At 33.0% G+C, this 17,247-nt stretch carries 14 protein-coding genes; 12 read left to right on the forward strand and 2 right to left on the reverse strand.

The features are described 5' to 3' along the window. Positions 1 to 65 precede the first annotated feature (65 nt). From IQ05_RS04435 to IQ05_RS04475, 9 genes are all read left to right on the forward strand, one after another. Complete coding sequence (locus IQ05_RS04435; RefSeq protein ID WP_144890330.1) at positions 66 to 1,223, forward strand: homogentisate 1,2-dioxygenase; 1,158 nt, start codon at positions 66 to 68, stop codon at positions 1,221 to 1,223. A 204-nt stretch (positions 1,224 to 1,427) separates the two neighbouring features. Continuing rightward, a complete protein-coding gene (gene hppD, locus IQ05_RS04440) occupies positions 1,428 to 2,588 on the forward strand; it encodes a 4-hydroxyphenylpyruvate dioxygenase (protein ID WP_144890333.1) in 1,161 nt (386 codons plus the stop codon). A 292-nt stretch (positions 2,589 to 2,880) separates the two neighbouring features. Next, positions 2,881 to 3,651: a DUF3108 domain-containing protein gene (locus IQ05_RS04445; protein WP_144890336.1), complete on the forward strand. Its 771-nt coding sequence runs from the start codon at positions 2,881 to 2,883 to the stop codon at positions 3,649 to 3,651. Then, positions 3,651 to 4,586 (forward strand): tryptophan 2,3-dioxygenase family protein, encoded by a 936-nt coding sequence (locus IQ05_RS04450; RefSeq protein ID WP_144890338.1) that lies wholly within the window; start codon positions 3,651 to 3,653, stop codon positions 4,584 to 4,586. The genes IQ05_RS04445 and IQ05_RS04450 overlap by 1 nt, the downstream gene beginning before the upstream one ends. Before the next feature lie 20 nt (positions 4,587 to 4,606). Then, a complete protein-coding gene (locus IQ05_RS04455) occupies positions 4,607 to 5,827 on the forward strand; it encodes a M23 family metallopeptidase (RefSeq protein ID WP_144890341.1) in 1,221 nt (406 codons plus the stop codon). A gap of 158 nt (positions 5,828 to 5,985) precedes the next feature. Continuing rightward, positions 5,986 to 7,629: a glucose-6-phosphate isomerase gene (pgi, locus tag IQ05_RS04460; RefSeq protein WP_144890344.1), complete on the forward strand. Its 1,644-nt coding sequence runs from the start codon at positions 5,986 to 5,988 to the stop codon at positions 7,627 to 7,629. A 345-nt stretch (positions 7,630 to 7,974) separates the two neighbouring features. Beyond that, the gene (locus IQ05_RS04465; protein ID WP_144890347.1) at positions 7,975 to 10,764 is read left to right on the forward strand and encodes a TonB-dependent receptor; all 2,790 of its coding nucleotides are present in this window, start codon (positions 7,975 to 7,977) and stop codon (positions 10,762 to 10,764) included. Positions 10,765 to 10,866: 102 nt separating this feature from the next. Next, positions 10,867 to 11,289 (forward strand): hypothetical protein, encoded by a 423-nt coding sequence (locus IQ05_RS04470; protein WP_144890350.1) that lies wholly within the window; start codon positions 10,867 to 10,869, stop codon positions 11,287 to 11,289. Positions 11,290 to 11,369: 80 nt separating this feature from the next. Next, a complete protein-coding gene (locus IQ05_RS04475) occupies positions 11,370 to 11,897 on the forward strand; it encodes a septal ring lytic transglycosylase RlpA family protein (RefSeq protein ID WP_144890352.1) in 528 nt (175 codons plus the stop codon). On the opposite strand, the gene IQ05_RS04480 is transcribed toward IQ05_RS04475, so the two are convergent. Then, complete coding sequence (locus IQ05_RS04480) at positions 11,898 to 12,365, reverse strand: CYTH domain-containing protein (RefSeq protein WP_144890355.1); 468 nt, start codon at positions 12,363 to 12,365, stop codon at positions 11,898 to 11,900. Between the two features lie 180 nt (positions 12,366 to 12,545). Between IQ05_RS04480 and IQ05_RS04485 the strand changes: the two genes are divergently transcribed. From IQ05_RS04485 to IQ05_RS04495, 3 genes are all read left to right on the forward strand, one after another. Beyond that, positions 12,546 to 14,648, forward strand: coding sequence for a recombinase (locus IQ05_RS04485; protein WP_144890358.1), 2,103 nt, complete (start codon positions 12,546 to 12,548; stop codon positions 14,646 to 14,648). Positions 14,649 to 14,672: 24 nt separating this feature from the next. Further along, positions 14,673 to 15,755 (forward strand): DNA polymerase IV, encoded by a 1,083-nt coding sequence (gene dinB, locus IQ05_RS04490; RefSeq protein WP_144890361.1) that lies wholly within the window; start codon positions 14,673 to 14,675, stop codon positions 15,753 to 15,755. A gap of 92 nt (positions 15,756 to 15,847) precedes the next feature. Beyond that, positions 15,848 to 16,363 (forward strand): PAS domain-containing protein, encoded by a 516-nt coding sequence (locus IQ05_RS04495; RefSeq protein WP_144890364.1) that lies wholly within the window; start codon positions 15,848 to 15,850, stop codon positions 16,361 to 16,363. A gap of 52 nt (positions 16,364 to 16,415) precedes the next feature. On the opposite strand, the gene IQ05_RS04500 is transcribed toward IQ05_RS04495, so the two are convergent. After that, positions 16,416 to 17,186: a Bax inhibitor-1/YccA family protein gene (locus IQ05_RS04500; protein WP_144890367.1), complete on the reverse strand. Its 771-nt coding sequence runs from the start codon at positions 17,184 to 17,186 to the stop codon at positions 16,416 to 16,418. Between the last annotated feature and the right edge of the window lie 61 nt (positions 17,187 to 17,247).

The raw sequence follows: 17,247 nt of genomic DNA on the forward strand, positions 1-17,247 counted from the left end.
TTGATTTAGAAAAAAAACCAAGCGTTACCGCTGTAATTAATTACACCTTTTTTAAACAAAAAATTATGCCACTATATCATAAACTAGGGACTTTCCCTCAAAAAAGACACATACAATTCGAAAAACCGAATGGCGGTTTTTATTACGAACAATTGTTTGGAACCGAAGGTTTTCATGGTCATGCTTCTTTATCATACCATGTGCACCGCCCTACGCAAGTCAAAGAAATTCTCAAGTCGTATTCCGTTGAACCAAAAATAGCTATTGGTAAAAACATCAAATCGTTGTTGCTAAAAGGATTTGAATTAAAACCTGAAGATGATTTTTTAGACAGTCGCAAAGCGTTATTGGTTAATAAAGACTGTACCATCGGTCTGGCAGCGCCCAAAAAATCTTTAACAACGTATTTTTATAAAAATGCCGATGCCGATGAAATGATTTTCATCCACAAAGGAAAAGGAAAATTACGTACCATGTTGGGAAACATTCCATTCGAGTATGGAGATTATCTTATCATTCCACGCGGAATTATATACCAAATTGAGTTTGATACCGATGATAACCGTTTGTTTTACGTAGAATCATTTGCTCCATTTTATACTCCAAAACGTTATAAAAACGAATCGGGTCAGCACTTAGAGCACTCTCCTTTTTGCGAGCGTGATTTTATTTTGCCAAACGAGTTAGAAACGCATGATGAAAAAGGAGATTTCCTTATCAAAATCAAAAAAGAAGGCATGATGCACGAAGTAGTGTATGCTACACATCCTTTTGACGTTATCGGTTGGGACGGTTATAATTTCCCATACGGTTTTAGCATTCACAATTTCGAGCCCATTACAGGACGAGTACACCAACCGCCACCAGTACATCAAACTTTTGAAACTGCCACTTTTGTAGTGTGTTCATTCGTACCAAGATTGTATGATTACCATCCAAAATCAATTCCGGCACCTTACAATCACAGTAATATTGATAGTGATGAGGTCTTGTATTACGTAGATGGTGATTTCATGAGCCGTAATAACATAGAGCAAGGCCACATTACCCTGCACCCAAAAGGCATACCACACGGTCCAGCACCAGGAGCGATGGAGCGCAGTATAGGCCATAAAGGTACTGAAGAGTTAGCCGTAATGGTAGATACTTTCCGACCGTTGATGGTTACTGAGGAAGCCATGGGACTAGACGACGGTCAATATTATAAATCTTGGGTCGAATAAATAATCTTTCGCTTAAGATTTCAGGAGCTATTTCCTGCTGTACGCTATATCTTTTTCTGGTCTCGTAAAAAAAACGAGACCAGAAAAAGGATGCCGCTTCCATCAGGGCTAGGAGTACAACATTCAAAACCATTTTAATAAAATAACAAACAGATTCTTTTATTTGATAACATCTAAAAAAGAATTCAAAAACAAATAAATACCATGTCAAAAGAAGTAAAATCTGTAGAATACGGACTAGAAAAAATATTTGAAGGAGCACAAGATTTCTTGCCTCTTTTAGGAACAGATTACGTAGAGTTTTATGTAGGTAATGCAAAACAATCTGCTCATTATTACAAGACAGCTTTTGGATATCAATCATTAGCTTACGCTGGTTTAGAAACGGGTGTAAAAGACAGAACATCTTATGTATTAAAACAAGATAAAATCAGAATTGTTTTAACTACGCCATTAACGCAAGATTCACCTTTACATGATCATTTAAAAAAACATGGTGATGGTGTAAAAGTAGCTGCCCTATGGGTTGAAGATGCTACAAGTGCTTACGAAGAAACCATGAAACGTGGTGCACGCTCTTTTATGGAGCCAACTGTCGAAGAAGATGAGTTTGGTCAAGTAGTTCGCTCAGGGATTTATACTTACGGTGAAACGGTTCACATATTTGTAGAAAGAAAAAATTACAACGGGATTTTCTTGCCAGGCTACAAAGAATGGAAATCAGATTACAACCCTGAACCAACAGGATTAAAATACATAGATCACATGGTAGGAAATGTGGGCTGGAACGAAATGAATACTTGGGTAAAATTCTACGAAGAGGTGATGGGATTTGTTAACTTCCTTTCATTTGATGACAAACAAATTAATACTGAATATTCAGCCTTGATGAGTAAAGTAATGTCAAACGGAAACGGAAGAATTAAATTCCCTATCAATGAACCTGCCGAAGGAAAGAAAAAATCACAAATTGAGGAGTATTTAGATTTTTATGGTGGGCCAGGAATACAACACATTGCTATTGCTACCGATGATATTATTAAAACAGTAAGCCAATTAAAAGCAAGAGGTGTAGAGTTCTTATCAGCGCCGCCACACGCCTATTATGAAGCTATTCCAGAGCGTTTAGGCGCTCACATGGATGTGATGAAAGAAGATATCAACGAAATCGAAAAATTAGCCATCATGGTCGATGCCGATGAAGATGGTTATTTGTTGCAAATTTTTACTAAACCGGTTCAAGATAGGCCAACCTTGTTTTTTGAGATTATTCAAAGAATGGGAGCCAAAGGTTTTGGTGCTGGGAACTTTAAAGCCTTATTTGAATCAATTGAAAGAGAACAGCAATTACGAGGAACGTTATAAAAGTTAATTATTTTTACATATTGTGAAAAAATAACCATTCAACGACCTGTTTTTTATTAAATGTTGTGTTAAACTTTATTTTTTGTAAATAAAACTGGATTTGTTAGCTACCTTTGCACTCGCAAAAAGGGAAGGGGTGGTTTCCTTCCTAATTTCATATAAATTTCATAGTTTATAGTTTTTTGGTTAGTTAATAGCATAAAAACTCAGTCATTATTTGACTGAGTTTTTTTGTTTTAATATATTTGGAATAAAAATTGTAATACGAGTATATAAATTTATAAACTAAGAAATGAAAAAATTACTTGTACTCTGTATCATTGGTATCACCTTTGGTTTTTCCTCACCCCAAGAGGATGCCTACGCAGTAGGAGAGTTTTTTAAATTCAGAATTCACTACGGCATTGTCAATGCGGGTTATGCTACTCTTGAAGTAAAAGATGCCAATGTAAACAATAAAAAAACGTTTCATATTGTTGGGAAAGGCTACACTACAGGTATGTCACGATTTTTCTTTAAAGTAGATGATTTATACGAAAGCTATATTGATAAAGAAACAAGAAATCCATACCAGTTTGTTAGAAAAATTGATGAAGGCGGATACACAAAAAATCAAGAAGGTTTTTTCAATCAATCCTCAAATAAAGTAGTTGTAAAAGATTATAAACATAAAACAGAAAAGGCACTTTATATTCCGAAAAACACTCAGGATATATTGTCAACATTTTACTACCTTAGGAATCATCCTAATATTGATAAGTTAAATGTTGGAGAATCTATAGCTGTAGACATGTTTTTTGATGATGAAACCACAAAATTCAAGCTTAAATTTATAGGTCGTGAAAATATAACCACTAAATTTGGCGTTGTTCCCTCCATGATATTTCGTCCCTTAGTGCAATCAGGACGTGTGTTTAAGGAACAAGAAAGTGTTACGGTCTGGATATCAGATGATAATAATAAAGTGCCGTTACGCATAAAAGCTAGTTTAGCTGTAGGGTCTATAAAAGCAGATCTAGATGCTTATAAAGGGTTAAAAAGCCCATTTAAATTAAAAAAATAATGAGTAATACAGAGGTTTCTGAAACTATTTTAAAAGAAATTGAGCAAAAATATCAGGCTATTAATCAAAAAGTAGAAACCCAACTTGAAGGTTTGCTTTGGTCTAAACCCATAACGTATTGGGATTATATTCAAACAGATGCTTTGCTGGGCCTGCAAACACAGCGCACCACCCTTCCCGATGAAATGGTGTTCATCATGTATCACCAGGTCAATGAGTTAATCTTCAAAATGATTCTTTGGGAAATCAAGCAAATTGCTTATCAGCCAGCTATTAATGCTGAATTTTTCACTGAAAGAGTCATGAGAATTAGCAGGTATTTTGACATGCTTACAACTTCTTTCAGTATTATGGGTGACGGTATGGAGGTAGATCAATACATGAAATTTAGAAATACATTAACTCCTGCTAGTGGTTTTCAAAGTGCACAATATAGATTTATTGAGTTTTCATCCACTGACTTAATTAACCTTATTGATAATAGATTTAGAGGAAAAATAGATAGAGATACCCCATATGAGCATGCACTAGAACATTTGTATTGGCAAGCAGCAGGTAAGGATTATCACACGGGTAAAAAAACCTATTTGCTAGATGAATTCGAAAAGAAATACAAGAAAGAATTCCTAGCTTATATGAAAGAGTATAACACCATCAATATTTGGCAAAAATTCAAACAGTTGCCAGAGTTAGATCAGAAAAACCCAGAGTTAATCAAGGCTATGAGACATTATGATTATACTGTTAATATTACTTGGGTGTTGCAACATTTAAATACGGCTAAGAAGTATATTGATCAAAGTGGTCAAGGAGATGGAGAAGCAACTGGCGGAAGCGACTGGAAAAAATACATGCATCCTAAATACCAAAAAAGAATTTTTTTCCCGGAATTATGGAGCAGCCAAGAATTAGATAATTGGGGAGTTGAGGTGTAAATTGAACGTAAACAGGTAGTTTGAAAAAAATATTAACAATAATTGCAGCATTATTTTTGATAATGTCATGTAAACAAGAGGAACTTAAAGTTGAAACAGTTAAGAGTATAACAAAATCAAAAAAAAGTGAGTTTGGTTTTATTTATGCGGATTTTAATGTTGTACATGATACCATTCATGATGGCGATACCTTTGGGACTTTACTGGAGAGTCAAAACATTGGTAATCGACAAGTTTATGATATTATAGCAAAAGTTAAAGATAGTTTTAATGTTAAAACAATTCGGCTAAACAAGCCTTTTACTATTCTTAGATCTAAAAACAAAACTAATGATTTACAGGTTTTTATTTATCAGCCTGATAATTTGAGTTATTATGTTGTAGATTTTAGGGATACTGCAATTGTGGTGTATAAAAAAGTAAAACCCATAACTATTAAAAGACGAACAATAGGTGGTGTCTTGAAAGAATCTTTATCAGAAACGTTAGGGAATGCTAAAATAGAAGGTGCTTTAGCTAGTAAAATCACTAAGATTTATGCTTACTCTATAGATTTTATGAAATTGAAAAAAGGGGATCGTTTTGCATTGACATTTACGGAAAGGTATATCAATGATTCTATTTATGATGGAGTGGAGGAACTTGAGGCTTCTTTTTTTGAATACAAAGGAAAGTTTATTTATGCATTTCCTTTTGCACAAAATCCAGAATCAGGTAAAGTAGATTATTATGACGAACAGGGTAAGACATTAAAAAATTTCTTTCTCAAATCTCCAATAAAGTTTAGTAGAATATCTTCTCGTTTTTCATCCAGTAGATTTCATCCCGTTCAGCATCGCTGGAAAGCACATAAAGGTACGGACTATGCTGCGCCAAGGGGAACACCTATTACAACCACAGCAGGAGGAGTGGTTGAGCAAAGTGGTTATTCTGCCGGAAACGGAAACTTTGTAAAAGTCAAACACAATGGAACATTTTCTACTCAGTACTTACACATGTCTAAAATTCTTGTGAGACGCGGACAAAGAGTAACTCAAGGACAAGTTATTGGCTTAGTGGGTAGCACCGGCCTCGCAACTGGTCCTCACGTATGTTATCGTTTCTGGAAAAATGGAGTTCAGGTTGATGCATTAAGACTCAAATTGCCTACTGGCGAGCCCATGACAGGTGCAAATAAAAATAGGTTCTTACAACAAATAACTCCTTTGAAACAAGAACTGGATAGTATTGCAAATTTATAAGCAAACAGTACTTTATTTTAATAGTAGGTAGAGAGCATCTGCTTTTAAAAATGAAAATACTTTGCACTTCTATTTGTGAAACAATCGGGTTTTTAATCATTAAACTAATTTGAGTATTTTTACCCAAATTTTATTACAACTAAAAAAATACATTTTAAATGGCTTTAGATACAATTAATCCAACAAACACTAATGCTTGGAAAAAACTGGAATTGCACTTTCAAACTATGCAAAAGGCAACAATTCAAGATTTGTTCGAGTCAGATCCAGCAAGAACTGAAAAATTGAATATTCAATGGAATGATTTTTTAATAGATTACTCAAAAAATATCATTGATGAGGAAACAGTTCAGTTGTTAGTAGAATTAGCAAATGAAGTTGGACTTAAAGCTGCTATTGCTGATTATTTTGATGGTACAGTGATTAATAAAACCGAGAGTAGAGCCGTGCTTCATACTGCTTTGCGTGCTGTTGAATCTGCAGTGGTCAATGTAGATGGGATAAATGTAATGCCCGAAGTATATGAAGTAAAAAATAAAATAAAAGGATTTACAAACGAAGTTGTTTCGGGTATACGAACTGGTTATACAGGAAAGCCTTTTACAGATATCGTAAATATAGGAATAGGAGGATCAGATTTGGGACCAGCAATGGTAGTCGAGGCACTTCAGTTTTATAAAAACCATCTTAACGTTCATTTTGTTTCAAACGTGGATGGTGATCATGTTCAAGAGATTCTAAAAAAATTAAATCCTGAGACAACGCTTTTTGTAATTGTTTCAAAAACATTTACCACGCAGGAAACTTTAACGAATTCAGAAACGATTAAAGATTGGTTTCTAAAATCAGCAAAACAAGAAGATGTTGCCAAGCATTTTGTTGCAGTTTCAACTAATCTTGAGAAAGTTACTGCTTTTGGAATAGATGCCAGCAACGTTTTTCCAATGTGGGATTGGGTTGGCGGTCGTTTCTCTTTGTGGAGTGCAGTAGGTCTTACTGTCAGCTTATCAATAGGGTATGATAATTTTAATAGTTTGTTGAAAGGTGCTAATGAAATGGACGAGCATTTTAAGACAGCTGATTTTGATAAAAACATGCCTGTTTTATTGGCGATGTTGAGTGTTTGGTATAATAATTTCTTTGGTGCTGAAAGTGAAGCTTTAATTCCTTACACCCAGTACTTGCAAAAATTTGCACCTTATTTGCAGCAGGGTACCATGGAAAGTAATGGCAAAAGTGTTGGTCGAGATGGAAAACCTGTTAATTATCAAACAGGTACAATCATTTGGGGCGAACCAGGAACCAATGCACAACATGCTTTTTTTCAGTTGATACATCAAGGTACAAAATTAATTCCAGCTGATTTCATAGGATTTGTTACTCCTTTATATGGAGATGCCAATCATCATGATAAGTTAATGTCTAATTTCTTTGCACAAACAGAAGCGCTGATGCACGGAAAATCTGCAACGCAAGTTCAAAAGGAATTTGATCTTCAAGGAATAATAGCTGAGAAAGCAGAATTCCTATTGCCCTATAAAATTTTCTCAGGTAACAAACCTACAAATACAATTTTAATTCAAAAATTAACTCCACATACTTTAGGTTCATTGATCGCTTTATATGAACATAAGATTTTTGTTCAAGGTATTGTTTGGAATATATTTAGTTTCGATCAATGGGGTGTTGAACTCGGTAAACAGTTGGCAAATTCTATTTTAGCGGAGATTACCACAAAAGAGGTTCAAAGTCATGATAGCTCTACCGCTTTTTTATTAAATCATTTTGTAAAAAATAAATAATATAAAATAGGTGGTAAAAAACCAATAATTATCTTAAAAACGGAAAGATTGATATATGAATAGTTTTTTAAATGAATTGATATGTCAGTTTTGACGTTTGTGATATATTTCTGATATTAAAATTAAAAATGTATTATTTTTTTGTCTTTTTAAATCTTAATTCTATAGATAAATAGTTATAAATTTGGCGTTATTGTTAAGTTTAATTTAAAAATATGTAAAAAAAATACATATTCATTGATTTTTTCTAATTTCTTACTTTGGCAAGTAAGTATATTTAACATTGCGTTAACTTACTTAACTAAATTTGTTATAATTTTGCCAAATATTAATTAATAAATAACAATGAAGACAATGAAAAATTGGTTACTCACTGGATTAATGTTTTTTGTAGTTTCAGCAGTTTTTTCTCAAGGAAAAATTACAGGAACTATTACAGATGGTCAAGGTTCTTTACCAGGTGCAAATATTGTAATTAAAACTACAAAATTTGCTGCTACTGCAGGTTTTGACGGTAAATTTTCTATTAATACTTCCGTTAAATCAGGAGAATTAGTTATTTCTTTTATAGGTTTCGAGCCTAAAACAGTTTTGTTTTCAGTTGAAAATGGAGCTACTCTTAATTTAGGAAGAATTGTTCTAGTTTCTGATTCTAATCAACTGGAAGAAATTGTTGTTAGAAGTTCGGTAATCGATATTGCAAGAGACAGAAAAACGCCTGTTGCAGTTTCTACAATTAAAGCTTCTGAAATTCAGGAAAAATTAGGGTCTCAGGAATTTCCTGAAATTTTAGCGAATACTCCTTCAGTATATGCTACCAAATCAGGTGGTGGTTTTGGAGATTCAAGAATCAATATTCGTGGTTTTGATCAAAGAAACATTGCGGTAATGATTAATGGAATGCCTGTAAATGACATGGAAAACAGTGCGGTTTTCTGGAGTAACTGGGCAGGTTTGTCAGATGTTACTTCTGCAATGCAAGTTCAAAGAGGTTTAGGTTCTTCTAAATTGGCTATTTCTTCTGTAGGAGGTACTATCAATATAGTTACAAAAGCTTCTGATATGAAACAAGGTGGTAATATTGCATCTACTTTTGGTAATGCAAATTATCTAAAAACACAAGCGTCTTATTCTACTGGTAAAATGGAAAATGGTCTTTCGGCTTCTGTTTTGTTGAGTCAAACACGTGGTGATGGTTATATAGATGGAACTAAGTTTCAAGGTTATAATTATTTTCTTGCATTTGGTTATGAAATAAATAAAGACCACTCAGTTCAATTTACATTCACGGGTGCTCCTCAATGGCATAATCAAAGATCTGCTGCTCCAACAATTGCAACTTATCAGAAATATGGTAGCAATGATGATCCGAATACTAGATACAACTCAGACTGGGGTTATTTAAATGGACAAGAGTATAGTTTCAGAACTAACTATTATCACAAACCCGTAGGTTCAATCAACTGGGATTGGAAAATAAACGAAACAACTAAGTTGTCAACTGTACTTTATGGATCTTGGGGTCGTGGAGGAGGTTCTAATGGTGCTGGAGCAATAAGAGGAAATAGATTTTTTGCAGATCCTTTGAGAACAGCAAATGGTTTAATTAATGTAGACTTGATACAAGCTTATAATTCTGGCCAACCTGTTGTTATTGGTGGAAGTACAGTTACAAGAGCTAAAATAGGCGGAGCATATCAAAATAGTGCTTCGACAACTAATAATAGCACTAATGGTATTTCTCAAATCGCTTCGGTTAACTCTCATAATTGGTATGGTGGTGTGATGAACTTGAATAAAAGATTAAATGAAAACTTAGTTTTAGATTTTGGTTTTGATGCAAGAACTTACAGAGGTATACATTACCAAGTGTTAAATGATTTGTTGGGTGCTGGTAATTATTCTGATAATACAGATGTTAACAATGTTAATGGAACAGGTGTTCAGGTTCCAAGGATTTTAACTAATACTTATGAAGCAAGACCAAAGGCAAATCCTTTTTACAGCGTTGATCAAGAAAAGATTAATTATAATAATGACGGTCTTGTTAGATGGTATGGTGCTTTTACTCAACTAGAGTATAGTAAGAATAATCTTACCGCATTTGTTCAGGGAGCAGTTTCTCAACAAGCTTTCAGAAGAGATGATTACTTTAAGTACAAAACAACTGATCCTTTATATTCTACAGATTATGAAAATATTCTTGGAGGAAACGTAAAAGGAGGAGCTAATTATAATTTTAATGAAAACCATAATGTTTTTGTTAATGCAGGTTACTATTCAAAACAGCCATTCTTTAATGCGGTTTATCCTAATAATGCTTCTGTGTTAGGTGCAAATTTAACAAATGAGAAAATTACAGGATTAGAAGCTGGATACGGTTTTCGTTCAGCTGTTTTTAATGCTAATTTAAACGTTTACCATACTAATTGGAAAGACAGGTACCAAAGATCTTCTGACCAGGCTCTTGATAATCCAGGTGGTTATTATGATTTCTCAGGGATTACAGAAATCCACTCTGGTGTAGAACTTGAAGCTAATGCAAAAGTTAATGATCAGTTTAAAATAAACGCGATGTTCTCAGCTGGAAAATGGGTTTATGATGGAAATAGTGAAAGCAATAGATATGATAATGCAAATAATCCAATTGGTGGAGGTACGTCAACAACTTTATATTTAGATAAAGTTAAAGTTGGAGATGCTGCTCAGCTTACAGCTTCTTTGGGAGCTTCTTATGAAGTCATTAAAAGAGTTACATTAGATGCTAATTACAGATATTCAGATAAATTATACGCTTCTATTTCTCCAGGAAACTTTACTTCTGCGACTAATAAAGGTTCTTTAGAGTTGCCTTCTTATGGATTGATGGACGCTGGTTTTTCTTATAAAATGCTTGTAGGTAAAAACAAAGATAATTCTGTGAATTTCAGATTGAATGTAAATAATGTTTTAAATGAAGTTTACATTGCAGAATCAAGAACAAATATTTTTGCAAATGATAATGTAAGTTCAACTAATGCAGCATTGGGAACTTATGCATCAAACAACAGACTATATAATGGTGTTGCAAATGCAAATCAAGTTTTCTTCGGTTTTGGAAGAACTTGGAACTTTAGTTTACGTTACAATTTCTAAAATAGAACTAATTTAATATTTAAAAACGGCATCTGCTTTTAGCAAGATGCCGTTTTTTTTATGTCTTTTTTTATTATATTTGTTAAAACAAAAAAAGTATTTATGTACCATTTTATTCAAAAATTTCATTCGGGCTGGGCGTATCTAGCACTTTTAATCCTAGTTGTTGCGGTTGTTAATTCTTTAATAGGATTGTTTTCTAAAAAGGATTTTACTTCAAAAGATCGAAAAATAGCATTATTTGCTTTGATTGCAATTCACATTCAATTATTAGTTGGAATTATTTTATATTTCGTTTCGCCATTAGGGTTAGATTCTTTTGGTCAAATGCAGGATAAAGCGTTGCGCTTAACTTCTCTAGAGCACCCGTTGATTAATATTATTGCCATTGTCCTTATTACAATAGGTTGGTCTAAACATAAAAAATTTGTTTCAAGTGAATCTAAATTTAAAACGTTTTCTATTTTTTACGGTATTGGTTTGCTTCTTATTTTAAGTAGGATTCCATGGAAATTATGGTTGTAAAAACCTGTAAAAGCTCTAGAAATAGAGCTTTTTTTATCTAGGTATGGTTTTTGCAATTTTGTTCAACTAATACATAATACATGAAAAAATCAATTACTTTATTTATTTTTATAGCAATGGTAAGTATTGCTGTTTGTCAAAGATCTGTAGCGACAAAGCAGAACGTCTCTAATACTAAAGTTTCTTCTGTAAAAGGAGCAAGTAATAAAGGTCTAGTAGAAAAAGACTCCATCAAAAAAGAAAGAGCTATTACCGATATTCAGGAGAAAAAAGCTGATTCAATGATGGCGACTTTGGGAACATTCAAATTGTATAAAAAAGAGTCTCATGCCTCATATTACGCCGATAAATTTAATGGTAAAAAAACATCTAGTGGCAGACGATTTGATAACTCTAAGCTTACTGCTGCTCATAAAAAGCTTCCTTTTGGGACAAAAGTTAGAGTAACAAATGAAAAAAACGGAAAATCTGTAATTGTTGAAGTTATAGATCGTGGTCCCTTTGTTAGATCAAGAGAAATTGATTTAACCAAACGTGCTTTTATGGAAATTGCTTCTAATAAAGGTAGTGGTGGAATGCTTGTTACACTTGAAGTATTAAACAATTAATTACCATTCCTTAAAAGGTAAGATAATTAAGTTAGAGTTATAGTAGCGTTGTTCTCCTGTGACTTCATCTCCAAGCCAATTGGGTTTGTCAAATTTTTCGTTCTCAGAACTCAATTCGATTTCTGCAATGATTAGCCCTTCATTATCTCCATAAAATTCATCTACTTCATACGTATGATTCCCAAACGGTATTTCGTATCTTGTTTTTGTGATAGCTCCTTTTTCGCACAACTTAAATAGTTCTTTGGCTTCTACCAGTGGTATCTCTTTCTCCCATTCGTATCTCGAAGTTCCAGATTCGTTTGAAATTCCTTTTATTGTAAGGTATCCTTTTTCATTTTTAATTCTTACTCGTACCGTACGTTCAGGATTTGAACTTAAATATCCTTGAAATACAATGCTTTTCGTGTGAATTTCTTCTTTAAAGGATTGATTTTTTACAATAAATTTTCTTTCAATTTCAATCATAGTATTTTTGTTATTAGCAATTCAAATGTATTGTTTTTTATTTTAAGTTCTTATTCTCGATACAGAATTGTATTTTTCTTTGCTTTCAAATTAGTTTTTATCGTAAGCGGTATTGATTTTTGTTATCAAAGAAATCGTCATTCCATTTTTTGAATTGTAAATTTACATAAAATCTTATTCATGAAATTTTTTTCAAAACCTACTGGTAAACCAACGTATGAATCCGTTTTCAAAAACTTTTTTGAAAGTAGCTCTAGCGGTTTTATTCCTAATGTATCCTATGATCTCTTGGTACGGTTGGTAAGCATCCTTAGACCCTCAAGAAAAGAATTAAAGAAAACTGTTGACTTGCGGGATTTGATTTCTTTTTTAGAACAAAATCCATCTCTTTGTGAACAATTTTCCTTGTATTTGAAATTAGTATTAAAGGATTTAAAGTTCAATTCGGTACTATCTGATGCAGCCATATTGCAAGATGTAGATTTTATTTTCGAATTAAAGAAACGAATTGTAGCGAATTTTCTTCCTTTTCAACCAGAAAAAGACAGTTTAGAGTTTGTCTTGAACCAAATATTTTATTTGCCAACAGATGGAGATTGGATTAGTACTATTTCGATTATTCAGTTAGAGTTTTTATTCAATTTATTAGAATTAGAAACTATTTATGGCTCAGGACCCGCTAATTTTGCCTTGTCTGAGGTGATGATGTCCATGCATGTCATTACCCAGCGTGTTAGCGGTCGTGCCATGGAAAGGGAAGTGATCAAGATGGTTCCTGAATATGAGCAATTACAAAGTCCTTTTTCTGCTTTTGAAAAAGAATTATTTTTGATTGAGGATCGAATAAAAGAATTAAAGGAACATTTTATCACTCCTGATGATTTGTCTTATCAACAACTTTTGGTCTTGCATAAACAATGTTTGGATTTTGTAAATAAGGCGTTTCATAATAGTAGTAAGTTTGGCATATCGCTCCGTGTGAACCAAAATCTATTAAAAATAAAACAACAGTTAGAACGATTAGAATTTTTAATTTCCTTGATAGTTGTTTCGGATGTAAATGGAACTACAACAAACACAATACGACTTGGTATACAATTAATTCAATTTAACTGTTATAAGAGTAATATTCGAAAATTTATTGCCGAGAGTACACAACTTTTATCTTATGAAATCACTCAGCACACGGCTAAGACAGGTGAGCACTACATAACCGAAACCCGAAAAGAATATTTTAAGATGTTGCGGACTGCAATAGGTGGTGGTTTTATAGTAGGAATATTGTGTTTGATTAAAATTGCGCTTTCAAAAGTTGAAACTAGTCTTTTTGGTCATGCTTTTTTGTATAGTATGAATTATGCATTTGGATTTATCTTAATTTATGTTTTAGGGTTTACATTAGCCACAAAGCAACCAGCAATGACAGCATCAGCATTGATAAAGGCTTTAGAGGATGGTGCTTCTAAAAAAGGGAAAGAAATAGAAAAATATACGGCTTTTTCCATTTTATTTGCTCGTGTATTTCGATCTCAATTTATAGCCTTTGTTGGAAACGTTCTTATGGCGTTTCCGGTTTCGTTATTTGGTATATGGATCATAGATTATTATTTTAATTATAATATTGCTGGATCAAAATGGGAAAACTTAGTTCAAGATTTAAGTCCAATACATTCCCTAGCTATGTTGCATGCCGCTATAGCCGGTGTTTTCTTATTTTTATCGGGTATTATTTCAGGTAGTGTTGCAAATAGGGACAAGCACAATCAGGTTTATTATAGAATTGCTGAAAATCCTTTTTTAAAACGAAATTTAGGCATCCAAAAGACTTTGGCATTATCAAAATTATATGAAAAACGCTGGGCTGGTATTATTTCAAATTTTTGGTTTGGTATTTTCATGGGTAGTACAGCTTCATTTGGGTTGTTTGTAGGGTTGAATTTAGATATTAGACACATTACCTTTGCTAGTGGGAATCTTGCTTTAGCGTTATATGGATCTAATTATCAAGTAAGTCAAACAATGCTATTTTTGGGTATTTTTGGTATTGGAATTATAGGGTTAATCAATTTCCTCGTCAGTTTTAGTCTTTCATTAGGTCTCGCTTTTCGTTCTAGAGGAATGTCTTGGTTTGAATTGAGGCATATAGCAACCTCTATATGGAGGCATTTTAAAACTAAACCCTTGAGTTTCTTTTTCCCAACGGAGAGTAAAAATAAAACTGCCGTTATTGAAAACTATTTACAAATAGATAATGCTAAGGATGATAGTCATAAAAAAGTTTAAGTAATTGTATAATGCGCAACTTGGATGCAAGAAGAAGTGTCAAATAGAAAAATTATCCATGTAGACATGGATGCTTTTTATGCATCGGTAGAACAAATGGATAATCCTGCCTTAAGAGGAAAACCAATCGCTGTTGGTGGTTCTGAGGTGCGTGGCGTAGTGTCCGCAGCAAGCTATGAAGCTAGGAAGTTTGGCGTTAAAAGTGCTATGAGTGGTATTGTAGCTAAGAAAAACTGTCCTGATCTTATATTTGTTAAACCACGTTTTGATCGGTACAAAGAAATTTCAAAACAAATTCAAAAAATCTTTTACGATTATACAGATCTTGTTGAACCATTATCTCTAGATGAAGCTTATCTAGATGTAACCCATAACAAAAAGGGAAATCCGAGTGCAACCTTATTAGCGCAAGAAATTAGAGCACGAATTTTTAATGAAGTTGGACTTACTGCTTCGGCAGGGATATCAATTAATAAATTTGTTGCAAAAGTTGCTAGTGATTATAACAAACCAAATGGCCAAAAAACAGTTAATCCTGATGAAGTCATTTCATTTCTTGAGGCTTTACCTATTAGGAAATTTTATGGAGTTGGTAAGGTTACTACTGAGAAAATGTATCAACTAGGTATTTTTACCGGAATAGAGTTAAGAGACAAATCAGTAGCTTTTTTAGAAAAACATTTTGGTAAAATGGGAAACTACTTTCATGATGTGGTTAGAGGAATACATAATAGCCCTGTAAAAAGTTCCCGAATAGCAAAGTCCGTGGCAGCAGAGCATACCTTTGATATCAATCTATCATCAGAAATTTTTATGATAGAAAAATTAGAAATGATTGCATCCTCATTAGAAAAAAGATTAAAAAGACACAACGTTTCTGGTAAAACGGTGACTTTAAAAATTAAGTACAGTGATTTTACACAACAAACTAGAAGTAAAACGTTACCTTATTTTATTGCAGATAAATCTCTTATTTTAGAAATTGTTAAAGAATTATTGTATCAAGAACGGCTTAAAAATTCGGTAAGGCTATTAGGGATTTCAATGAATAACTTAAACACCGATGAAAAAAAATTTGTAGTAGTTCAGTTAAAATTTGAATTCTAACCACTCATTTGTAGTTGAACAATGGTTAAAGTTGGTAAAATAATATTTTTTCATTATCAATAAATATACTTTTGACCAATAATGTAAACATCATGAGTAATTTATCACAATACGACGCCGCATTTTCAAGATTTTATAGCTGCATGCGAATCAAAACTTTGCCGCTGTATTCTTTTGATTTTCATCATGAATACACTAAGGTGCTGCAAAATACCTTTATAGATACCGCTAGAATAAAAGTTTTAGCAACAAAAAACAAATGGAAAAATACAGATTGGGATTTGCAGTCCATTTTAAGGGATGATGTTGTTATTGTAACTGATGTCAATCTAAAAATTGTTTTTGCATCGCACAATCTTATAAAAATGAACGGCTATGTTGAAGAAGAAGTTCTAGGGAAAAGCCCAAAAATATTTCAAGGAGAAGTAACAAACCGAATCACATCAAGTGAGATTAAAAAAGCTATAGATGCTCAAGAAGCTTTTGAGAATGTAGTAATGAATTATAAAAAAAATGGAGAAGTTTATGCTTGTTTAATAAAAGGATATCCTTTATTTAATAACAAAGGAGAGTTAAGTCACTACATAGCCTTTGAAAGAGCAGCATAAAAAAAACCTTTCCAAAATAATTCTTGGAAAGGTTTTTTTGATTTAACCAGTATTAGTTTTTACTGTTGAGTTTACTAAGCAGTCTAAGAAATTCAATATAAAGCCATACCAGAGTAATCATTAATCCCATTGCGCCGTACCATTCCATGTACTTTGGCATTTTTTCCTGAGCTCCTTTTTCGATTCTATCAAAATCTAAAAATAAATTTAAGGAAGCTATTACTATTACAAATACGCTAATTCCTATGCTTATCCAAGAGTTACCATGGTGTACAGGAACAAAGCTAGTAAACATTGACAGTAACCAAGAAATTAAATAGTACGTTCCTATAGCTAGTGTTGCCGCAATTACAACTGATTTGAATTGTTCATTAACCTGTACAATTTTGTACTTATACAGACCCAGGCAAATCATAAATGTTACAAAAGTGGCACCAACAGCTTGAAGCACAATACCAGGATATAAAGCTTCAAAAATAGCGGATACTGCACCAATAAATAAACCTTCAAAAATAGCATAACCGGGAGCAAGATAGGGCGAGTATTGAGGTTTGAAAGCGGCTATAAGTACAAGTACTAAACCTACTACGGCACCGCCAATTGCAGGAACAAGCGGATTCATTCCGTTAAAAGTAAGCCACCAGATTACTGTAGCTGATCCAATTAGAATCATAAACAATAGTAAGCTCTTGTTTATTGTGCCAGAAATGGTCATTTCATCATTGTAGTCAATGATTGATGCTTGATTTATCTCTTCACTTTTTGAAACAGCAGTTGAAAATCTTTTACTATTTAAAAACGGATTATTTGAATTCAAACTCATAATTTTTGTGTTTTATTTACCCTCAAATATAATTGTATTTCCTGTAAATTCATACTTATGA

The organism is Flavobacterium tiangeerense, assembly GCF_007830355.1.
GTDB lineage: Bacteria > Bacteroidota > Bacteroidia > Flavobacteriales > Flavobacteriaceae > Flavobacterium > Flavobacterium tiangeerense.